Source organism: Curtobacterium sp. MCPF17_047 (genome assembly GCF_003234045.1).
In the GTDB taxonomy this organism is placed as follows: Bacteria; Actinomycetota; Actinomycetes; order Actinomycetales; family Microbacteriaceae; genus Curtobacterium.
The window spans coordinates 26,980-36,081 of the sequence record NZ_QKSF01000022.1; the positions used below are offsets into that span (position 1 = coordinate 26,980).

The following is a 9,102-nucleotide window of genomic DNA, read 5'->3' on the forward strand; positions in this document are numbered from 1 at the left end:
GCGGGTCTCGTGGTGCTGGGGATGGGTGCTGTGGGAAGGAGGGATCAGGAGTCGGCCGACGGTGGGATCGTCAGCCGAAGTCGTGCCAGCGGCCGACGGCCAGGCGGCCGAGCAGGCCGAAGACCAGGAACACCGCGACGCCGTAGAGCGAGGCGATGATGATGGTCGCGTAGAGCTCCGGCCCCATCAGCCGTGACGCGGTCACCTGGATGAGGACGCCGAGGCCGGGGTTGCCGCGCTGGAAGAACTGGTCGCCGACGATCGCGCCGATCACGCTCAGACCGGCCGAGGTACGCAGCCCGACGAAGATCGACGGCAGCGCCGCGGGGACCTGGAGCTTCACCAGTCGGGCGAACCGGCCGGCACGCTGCAGCCGGAAGAGCTCGTGCTGCGCCCGGTCTGCGGACTGCAGCCCGAACAGGGTGTTCGACACCATCGGGAACAGGGCGATCATCACGGTGACGATGACCCGGCTGGTGAACTCGTACCCGAAGAGTGCGCCGATCAGCGGCACGAGCGCCAGGATCGGCACGCACTGCAGCACGACGGCGTACGGGTAGAGCGAGTTCTCGAGCCACTTCGCCTGCGCCATCGCCATTGCCCAGAGGACGCCGATCACGATCGCGAACGCCAGGCCGGTGAGGGACACGACCGTGGTGCGACCGAGTGCGAGCCACAGGTCGTGGCCGAAGGTCGAGGGGGCACCGTTCATCCCGGTCGGCGCGACGATCGCCTTGAGCACCAGGTGCGGGTACGGCACGAGGAACGCCAGGCTCCGCACGTGGTCGTAGTAGGCGGCGACCGCGTACCAGACGGCGACGAGCACGCCGAGGACGACGACGGGCTGCCACCAGGTGACCGACCGGTGGGTGCGGGGGGTGGAGCGGCGGGCGGCGGCGCGCGTGGTGCGGGCCTCGGCGACCTCCTGGAGCGTGACCATCAGCGGTGTCCTTCCCGGAGAGCGTGCGAGACCTCGCCGACCAGCTCGGCGAACTCGGGGGTGAAGCGGATGTCGGGGTCGCGCGGCATCGGGAAGGGCACGTCGAAGCGGCCGACGATGCTGCCCGGACGGCCGGACATCACGATCACCTCGGTGGACAGGTACACGGCCTCGGAGACGGAGTGCGTGATGAAGAGCCCGGCGAACTGCTGCTCCACGAACAGCCGCAGGAGTTCGTCGTTGAGGCGCTCGCGCGTGATCTCGTCGAGGGCGCCGAACGGTTCGTCGAACAGGAACAGCTCCGGGTCGAGGGTCAGTGACCGAGCGAGCGAGACGCGCATCCGCATGCCGCCGGAGAGCTGCTTCGGCAGGTTCGCCTCGAAGCCGTTCAGGCCGACCAGGTCGATCGCGTGCTTCGCCTTCGCGGCCCGCTCGGCCTTCGGGACGTGACCGAGTTCGGCGAGCAGTTCGACGTTCCCCTGCACGCTCCGCCAGGGCAGCAACGTGGCGTCCTGGAAGACGTAGCCGATCCGATCGGCGGCGACTCCCGCGGTGCCGTCGGACGCGGTCTCGAGGCCGGACGCGATCCGGAGCAGTGTCGACTTGCCGCACCCGGAGGGGCCGACGACCGAGACGAACTGGCCGCGGTCCACGGTCAGGTCGACGCCCTGCAGGGCGACGGTGCCGTTCGGGAACGTCATCTCGACGTTCCGGAAGTCGAGCAGCGTGTCCGTCGTGGTGACGGGGGCTGGTGCGGTGGTGGTCACGGCTACCTCGTGTTCTCGTGCATGGTCGTGCGCGGTCAGGGAACGGGGACGGGGGTCAGGGGACGAGCTGGGTGACGGACGGGCGTTCCGTGCCGACGGTTCGTGTCCGGGCGACGGTGCGCCGCACCTCGGTGCGGGCGACGAGTCGTCCGCGGGACAGGACGATCCGGTCGGCGGGGGCGTTCGCCACCGCGTCGGTGACGCTGGTCGCGGCGACGGCGAGCAGGTCGGCGCGCGCTCCGACGACGGGGCCCGCGGCCGGGAGGCCCATCACGCTCCGGGCGGCGTCGCTCACCATCGCGTACGCCTCGTCCGGCGTCAGGTGCCCGGCGGTCACGAGCAGGGACGCGGTCTCGAGGGCGTCGCTCCGGCCGACCGGGTTGAACGGGTCGCGGACGTTGTCGGCGCCGGCGGCCACGCGGACCCCGGCGGCGAGGAGCGCCCGGATCGCGGTCAGCCCGCGGGGGGTCGACACCGGGTGCTGCCAGCCCTGCAAGTACAGGTTCGTGATCGGCAGCGTGATGACGCCGAGGTCCGCGGCGGCGACGTCGGCCACCACCTCGGCGAGGCGCTCCGGTCCGAGGGTGCCGAGTCGCACACAGTGCCCGGCGGAGTACTGCCGGTCGCGCGGCCAGTCGCGGACGGCGCGGGCGTAGTGGTCGAGGGTGACGGGTCCGTCGAGGCTCTCGTCGGCGTGCAGGTCGACACCGAGACCGCGACGGTGGGCGATCGCCAGCAGTCGGTCGACGTCGGCGAGGGGGTCGTCCGCCAGGTGCGGAGCGCCGCCGACCAGGTCCACGCCGAGGTCCAGGACCGCCTCGACGTGCTCGTCGGGGGCGAGCGGTCCGGCGAGGGCGACGAGTTCGATGTCCATCAGGTCGGCGAGCTCGTCCCGGACCTGCACGAGGGCACGGGCGCCGCGGACGGCGTCGGCGACCGTCCCGGTCCCGCCGTGGCTGAGGACGTCCACGTGGGTGCGGACCGCGGTGGTGCCGGCGGACAGCAGCGCGAGGGCGGCGGTCCGGGCCCGGTCGGCGATCTCGTCGACGGACATCGTCGTGGCGTACGCGGCCCAGGCGGCGATGGCAGAGCCCAGGTCACCGAGCGGCGGGTCGATCCGGTCGGCGCTGAGGGCCTTGTCGAGGTGTGCGTGCGGTTCGGCCGGGGCGGTCAGGAGCAGGCGACCCTCGAGGTCGAGCGTGCTCGCGGCGGGGGCGGCGAGCGTGCCGGCCGGGGCCACCTCGGTGACGGTGTCGCCCGTGATCGCGACGTCCACGAGTCCGCCGTCGGGCAGCAGCGCGGACCGCAGGAGGGTGATCGGGCGTGGCAGTGACTCGTCCAAGGGGCCCTCTCGATCGTGTGTGACAATGTTGATCGCATCAACATCCACGATGCTAGGTGGGTCGTGTTTCCCACCCGTTTCGCTCCGGTTGCCGACTGTGACGAGATGGGATGCACGGAACGGCCCGCTGGTCCGGACCACGATCGGAGCGCGATGCCCACCGACCTCCTGCCCCACGCCGACCTGCCACCGGACGCTCCCGAAGCTGATCGGGTGGTCGACGAACAGGCGCGTCTCGTCGGCGAGCACATCCGGGCGCTCCGGCGTTCGGCGCGACTGACCCTCGTCCAGCTCGCCGAGCGGACCGGGCTCTCGCACCCGTTCCTCAGCCAGGTCGAACGCGGCCACTCCCGCGCCAGCATGGTGTCGCTCGAGAAGATCGCCACCGCGCTCGACACGACCCAGGTCGCACTCCTCGCCGCCGGCGCCCCGACCCGGGACGAGCCGGACGACCGAGGACCCGAGGTGCTCCGCGCCGACGAGGGTGCCCGTGGACCGTTCTCCAGCGGCGAGGCGCGGCTGCTCGTGCACGCCGGCCCGCACGCCTTCGAGCCGCTCGAGTGGAAGGGCGACGACACCGACCTCGGCGAGTACTTCGAGCACCGTGAGGACGAGTTCCTCACGGTGCTCTCCGGCTCCGTCCTGCTCGACCTCCGCGGCCAGGACGTGCTCCGCCTGGGTCCCGGCGACTCGGCCTACTACCGCGGCGGGACCGGCCACCGCTGGTGCAGTGCCGACGGCAGCGCGTTCCACATGATCGTCGTCAAGGAGACCCCGCGGGCCGGAGCCGCGTCGTGAGCGCCGGTCTGGTCGAGGCCCCGGACGCCCGGCTCCGGATGCGGATCGCCGACCGGCAGCGGGTGGCCGAGGACGTCGTCACCCTCGACCTCGCCCCCGTCGACGGCGTCGCCCTGCCCCGGTGGGAACCCGGAGCCCACGTGGACCTCGAGGTCGCGCCCGGCACCGAACGGCAGTACTCGCTCGTCACCACCACCCCCGACGGGCACTGGCGGGTGGCCGTCCTCCGCGAAGCCTCCGGGCGCGGTGGGTCCGTCGCCGTGCACGACGCGCTCCGCGTCGGCGACGAGGTCCTGGTCGGCGGCCCGCGCAACCACTTCGGCTTCGACCCCGACCGGCCCGCCGTCTTCGTCGCCGGCGGCATCGGAATCACCCCGATCCGCGCCATGATCGCCGCCGCCGAGACTGCCGGCACCCCGTGGGAGCTCCACTACGCCGGCCGCACCCGGGACCGGATGGCCTTCGCCGACGAACTCGTCGTGGCCCACCCGGACCGCGTGGCGCTCGCCGTCGCCGACGACGGCACCCGGATCGACGTGGCCGCGCTCCTCGCGGTGCCCCGGGACGCCGTCGTCTACTGCTGCGGCCCCCGCCGCCTGATGGACGCGGTCGAGGCCGCCGCCGCGCACTGGCCCGCGGGCAGCGTCCGGGTCGAGCGGTTCGAGCCGGCCACCGACGTCGACGCCCCGGGGGAGTCGTTCGAGGTGGAGCTCACTCTCACCGGGGTCACGGTCACCGTCCCGGCCGACCGCACCCTGCTCGAGGTCGCGGAGGACGCCGGCGCGTTCGTGCTGTCGTCGTGCCGGGAGGGCACCTGCGGCACGTGCGAGACCCCCGTCCTCGACGGCGCGGTCGACCACCGCGACACGGTGCTCAGCCCGGCGGAGCAGGCCGACGACCGCACCATGATGGTCTGCGTCTCCCGCGCCAGGCGCGGTTGCCCGCGGCTGGTGCTCGAACTCTGACACGCCGGACGGGAGGCTCGGGTACCGACGCGAGCAGGGCCTCCCGTCCGCCGCGGTGCCGGCCCGTCAGGGGCGCTCGGTGTCCTCCAGTGGTGCACCGGTGAGCGCCGAGAGACGCTCGAGCCCGGCCTGCTCGACGAGCTGGCGGGCCAGCGGACGGGCGCGGGCCACGGCCTCCCGGACGTCGACGCGGGTCACCTCGAAGTCCGCCAGGCTGAGCTCACCGTCGACCCAGACGTCCTTCACCTCGCGGCTGCCGGCGACGAACACGATCGCCTGGAACGGGTCGTGCACGTTCGCGAGCGTCGGGCTCTCCCCGTCGAACACGACCAGGTCGGCGCGCTTGCCGGGCTCCAGCGACCCGATCTCGGCGTCCATCCGCAGTGCCGTCGCGCCGCCGATCGTCCCCATCTCGAACGCCTCGCGGGCGGTCATCGCGGTCGCCTGCAGGTCCCGGATCCGGGCGAGCAACGCCGCGGTCTTCATCGCCTGCAGGAAGTCCTGCGAGTCGTTCGACGCCGGCCCGTCGACGCCGATGCCGACCGGGATCCCGAGCGCCCGGAGTTCCGCGACCGGCGCGATGCCGCTCGCCAGGATGCCGTTCGCCACCGGGTTGTGCGCGACGCCGACGCCGTTCGACGCGTAGGTCTCACGGTCCTCCCGGTCCATCCAGACGCTGTGCGCGGCGATCACCGGCACCCGGAACATGCCCGTCGCCTCGGCGTGCCCGACGACCGTCCTGCCGGTGCGCTGACGGGCTGCGGTGACCTCTTCGCGGACCTCGTGCACGTGCACGTGGATGCCGTGCCCACCGTCGACCGCGTAGTCGATGTGCTCCTGCCACGCGGCGTCCGAGTACCGGCCGATCGAGGACATCCCCACCCGGAACGTGCTGTACCGGCTGGCGTCGGCCGCCTCGCGCAGGGCGTCGAACTCCGCCAGGATCGGGGCCGGGCCGAAGCCGCGGTCGACGTCCCCGGAGCCGAACGACACCACGCCGCGCAGGCCCAGCTCCTCGAGTGCCTGCACGACCCCCGGGGTCGCCGGTTCTCCGGCGATCGGGTCCGAGCAGAACATGTCGTTCGCGGTCGTCACGCCGCTCCGGAGCATCTGGATGCCCTGCAGCATCGTGCCCGCGTACGCCTTGTCCCGCGTCATCACCGGGTTCACGTGGGAGATCAGGGCGTTCAGCCACTCCCACAGCGTGTACTGCGAGCCGATGCCCGTGATGAGCCCCTCGCTGAAGTGCCCGTGCGTGTTCACGAAGCCCGGCGTGACCAGGTCGTGCGCCCCGCCGCGGACCGTCGCACCGGGGTGTGCTGCCGACAGCTCGGCGAACGTGCCGACCGCGGCGACCCGGTCGCCGTCGAGGAGCACCGCGCCGTCCCGGATCGCGGACGGGGTCTCGGAGTGGTCGGGGGCGGCGGTCAGCACCCACCCGCCGCGGATCAGGGTCTGGGTCATGGGGGGACCCTAGGGACCGCGTGTTTCGCCGGTGTCACCGTCCGGTTTCCCCCGCTCGCAGCGTGCCTCCGCCGGAACGACGGGCGTCACGAGCACGAAACAGCGCCCTGCTACAAACGCTTGCATGCTGACCGTCACCGGTGCCCTCCGCGTCCTCGTCGATCCCCGCACCGAACACGACGGTGACGTGGTCGTCGACGACGGCAGCGCAGTCACGACGACCCTCGACGCCGCCGGTTGCGTCGTCACCGCCGGCCTCGTCAACGCGCACCACCACCTGCTGCAGACCGCCTTCCGGACGCTCCCCGGGACCCGTGGCGTGCCGATGGCGGAGTGGCTCCCGACGATGGCCGCTGCGTACGCCGCGGCGGGGCCCGACCCGGAGCTCTACGGGCTGGCCGCGGCCGCCGGAGCCGCGGAGGGCCTCCTGTCCGGCGTCACGACGATCGCCGACCACCACCTCAACTGGCCGGTCGACGCCACCACCGACGACACCGTCGCGCTCGCCGCAGCCACCGTGGACGCGGTCCGTGGTCTCGGTGGTCGGCTCGTCTTCGTCCGGGGGAGCGCGCGGGACGACCCGTCGCAGGCGGCGGCATCGGCGGACGCGATCGTCCGGGCCCTGCTGCACGAGGACGCCGTCGGCGGCACCGACCCGGACGGGCGGCTGCAGGTCGCGGTCGGGCCGGCGGGCGTGCACTCCGACGGAGAGGGCACGTTCCGGGCGCTGGGCGAGGTCGCCGCGGAGCACGGCCTCCGTCGACGGACGCAGGCGAACGAACAGGTGGACACCGCGATCGCGCTGGAGCGGTACGGACGGCGACCGCTCGACCTCCTCGAGGAGTGGGGGTGGCTCGCGCCGGACGTCACGATCGCGCACCTCTGCGACGTCACCGACGACGAGATCGAGCGCCTCGCGACCGCCGGGGTCACCGCCACCCACGCACCGGGGTGCGACGTGCCGATGGGGTGGGGGATCGCGCCGGTCGCCCGGCTCGCCGCCGCGGGTGTGCCGGTCGGTCTCGGCACGAGCGGTGGAGGCAGCAACGACGCCGGACACCTGCTCGCCGACGCTCGGCTCGCGATGCAGGTGTCCGCGCTGGTCGGACCGCAGCTGCCGGCACGTCAGGTGCTCGGGATGGCGACCGAGGGCTCCGCCGTCGGTCTCGGCAGGCCGGAGCTCGGTCACCTCGGCGCCGGATCAGCGGGGGACCTCTGCGTGTGGGACGTGTCCGGGGTCGCCGACGCCGGTGTGGCGGACCCGGTCGCGGGCCTCCTGTGGGCGTCACCGGGACGGCGGCCGAAGCACGTCGTCGTCGGTGGGCGCGTGGTGGTGCGGGACGGGAGGCTCGTCACGGCCGACGAGGGCGAGCTGGCGGCCCGGCTGCGGGAGCGGCTGGCACGCGGGCGCTCCCGTCCGTGAGATGCCCCCTTCGTGCCGAGACGCTGCCGGGGTCCGCGGCGTCTCGGGACGAAGGGGGCGTCGAGCACTGACGGGCGTGTCTCGACGTGTACCCGGCCGCCGGGGTACGGTTCGCAGGACGAGGGAGGACCGTCATGCGGATCCTGGGGAACGTGGTTCGAGGGCTGGTGTTCGTCCTCGAGTCGGTGGCGAAGACGATCGGCGCGATGTCCGGCGCGCACACGCACGACCTGGAGGGCCAGCGGAAGCTCTACGAGCAGCGGCCCGACTACCGGCCCTGAGCCTCAGTCAGTGCGCGCGGTTGAGCCGGTCGGCGAGTCGACCCAGTGCCCAGTTGATCAGGAAGCCGAGTGCGCCGAGGACCGGGAGCGCGATGACCACGACGGTCCAGACCACCTTCGCCAACTGCGAGCGGGTCCGGTCGCGCCAGAGCAGCACGAGCGTTCCGACCTCCAGCAGCACGAGCACGAGCAGCACGGCCATGTGCGCGCTGCCGAGCGAGTTCTGGAACACGTCCCCCACCTTCCGGAGCACGCGGTCGCACCCCGATCGGGAGTGTAGCGGTGCCGCGGTGCCGGGACACGCCTCCCAGATCGTGAGCGCCAGCGGTCAAGGAGCTTCGAGGATCGACGCCTGGAGCGCCCGAATGGTGACGGCGAGGCCGCCGGAGGCCAACAGGCCGGACCCGAGCGGCCCGGACGAGTCGGTGCCGAGCAGGGGGAGACGGCGTAGTGCGCTCCGGACGCCGGCGTGCATGTGGGCGATCTGCCAGCCGAGCTCGTCCGAGTCGGGGTCGCCCAGCCCGACGGCGCGCACGGCGTAGGCGGCAGCCCCGAGCGCATGGGCGCCCATGTGGGCGACACCGGAGGCCTGGCCTGCGGCGAACGCGGCTGCCCGCGCGGCGGGATCGCGGACGACCGAGGCAGCGCGCCCGGTCTCGAAGCGACGGCGGATCATGTCCGACGCCTCGATCTCACCCCGAGCGAAGGCCCGGGTGCGTGCGATCCCGTCGCGAGGACGGGCGTCCTCGGGGACCGCGCGCTCGAACAGTGGGAGGACCCGCTCGGCGCAGTCCGCAGCCCACGCGGCCGCCAATCGACGGTCGCTGAGGTCGAGCGTCTGCGCAGAGGCCATGCCCGCACCCTCGCACAGCGGCACGGTGGGCGCATGCGAGAACGCCGCCCCGGTGTGTCCGGGGCGGCGTTCTCGTGGTGTGTCAGATCGGGTGTTACGTGATCGCGCTTACTTGATCTGGGCGGTGATGGTGGCGGTGCCGACGAGCAGGCCGCCCTTGACGGCGTCGGTCTTGAAGGTGTCGTTGAGCAGCTTCGCGGCGTCGGCGGAGACGTGGACGGTGGTGCCGGTCAGGATCGCGTTGTCGCCCTCGAGCTGCAGCGGCTTGA

General features: G+C 73.0%; 10 protein-coding genes. 4 read left to right on the forward strand and 6 right to left on the reverse strand.

Annotated features, from left to right (window positions below):
* Positions 1 to 70: 70 nt before the first annotated feature.
* From DEJ33_RS16170 to DEJ33_RS16180, 3 genes are read right to left on the reverse strand one after another with little or no spacing between them, the layout of a single operon-like run.
* Positions 71 to 940: an ABC transporter permease gene (locus DEJ33_RS16170; RefSeq protein WP_111195527.1), complete on the reverse strand. Its 870-nt coding sequence runs from the start codon at positions 938 to 940 to the stop codon at positions 71 to 73.
* Positions 940 to 1,707, reverse strand: coding sequence for an ABC transporter ATP-binding protein (locus DEJ33_RS16175; RefSeq protein WP_258378193.1), 768 nt, complete (start codon positions 1,705 to 1,707; stop codon positions 940 to 942). The genes DEJ33_RS16170 and DEJ33_RS16175 overlap by 1 nt, the downstream gene beginning before the upstream one ends.
* 55 nt (positions 1,708 to 1,762) lie before the next feature.
* Positions 1,763 to 3,049 (reverse strand): amidohydrolase family protein, encoded by a 1,287-nt coding sequence (locus DEJ33_RS16180; RefSeq protein ID WP_111195528.1) that lies wholly within the window; start codon positions 3,047 to 3,049, stop codon positions 1,763 to 1,765.
* A gap of 153 nt (positions 3,050 to 3,202) precedes the next feature.
* On the opposite strand from DEJ33_RS16180, the gene DEJ33_RS16185 reads away from it, so the two are divergent.
* Both DEJ33_RS16185 and DEJ33_RS16190 read left to right on the forward strand, forming a co-directional pair.
* Positions 3,203 to 3,847 (forward strand): helix-turn-helix domain-containing protein, encoded by a 645-nt coding sequence (locus tag DEJ33_RS16185; protein ID WP_111195529.1) that lies wholly within the window; start codon positions 3,203 to 3,205, stop codon positions 3,845 to 3,847.
* Entirely contained in the window at positions 3,844 to 4,812 is a 969-nt protein-coding gene (locus DEJ33_RS16190) for a PDR/VanB family oxidoreductase (protein WP_258378194.1), read from the forward strand. Before DEJ33_RS16185 ends, DEJ33_RS16190 begins: the two co-directional genes overlap by 4 nt.
* Positions 4,813 to 4,878: 66 nt before the next feature.
* Here DEJ33_RS16190 and DEJ33_RS16195 read toward each other — a convergent pair whose 3' ends face one another.
* On the reverse strand, positions 4,879 to 6,276 hold the full coding sequence (locus DEJ33_RS16195; protein WP_111079383.1) for an amidohydrolase family protein: 1,398 nt from the start codon (positions 6,274 to 6,276) through the stop codon (positions 4,879 to 4,881).
* A 124-nt stretch (positions 6,277 to 6,400) separates the two neighbouring features.
* On the opposite strand from DEJ33_RS16195, the gene DEJ33_RS16200 reads away from it, so the two are divergent.
* Together DEJ33_RS16200 and DEJ33_RS17370 are read left to right on the forward strand one after the other, a co-directional pair.
* Positions 6,401 to 7,699 carry an amidohydrolase family protein gene (locus tag DEJ33_RS16200; RefSeq protein WP_111079384.1) on the forward strand — a complete coding sequence of 433 codons (1,299 nt, stop codon included), beginning with the start codon at positions 6,401 to 6,403 and terminating at the stop codon, positions 7,697 to 7,699.
* 134 nt (positions 7,700 to 7,833) lie between these two features.
* Positions 7,834 to 7,980 (forward strand): hypothetical protein, encoded by a 147-nt coding sequence (locus DEJ33_RS17370; RefSeq protein WP_181432989.1) that lies wholly within the window; start codon positions 7,834 to 7,836, stop codon positions 7,978 to 7,980.
* 7 nt (positions 7,981 to 7,987) lie between these two features.
* Here DEJ33_RS17370 and DEJ33_RS16205 read toward each other — a convergent pair whose 3' ends face one another.
* Positions 7,988 to 8,212: a PLDc N-terminal domain-containing protein gene (locus DEJ33_RS16205; protein ID WP_146242660.1), complete on the reverse strand. Its 225-nt coding sequence runs from the start codon at positions 8,210 to 8,212 to the stop codon at positions 7,988 to 7,990.
* Positions 8,213 to 8,308: 96 nt separating this feature from the next.
* Positions 8,309 to 8,833 (reverse strand): putative immunity protein, encoded by a 525-nt coding sequence (locus DEJ33_RS16210; protein WP_111079386.1) that lies wholly within the window; start codon positions 8,831 to 8,833, stop codon positions 8,309 to 8,311.
* Positions 8,834 to 9,102: the final 269 nt, after the last annotated feature.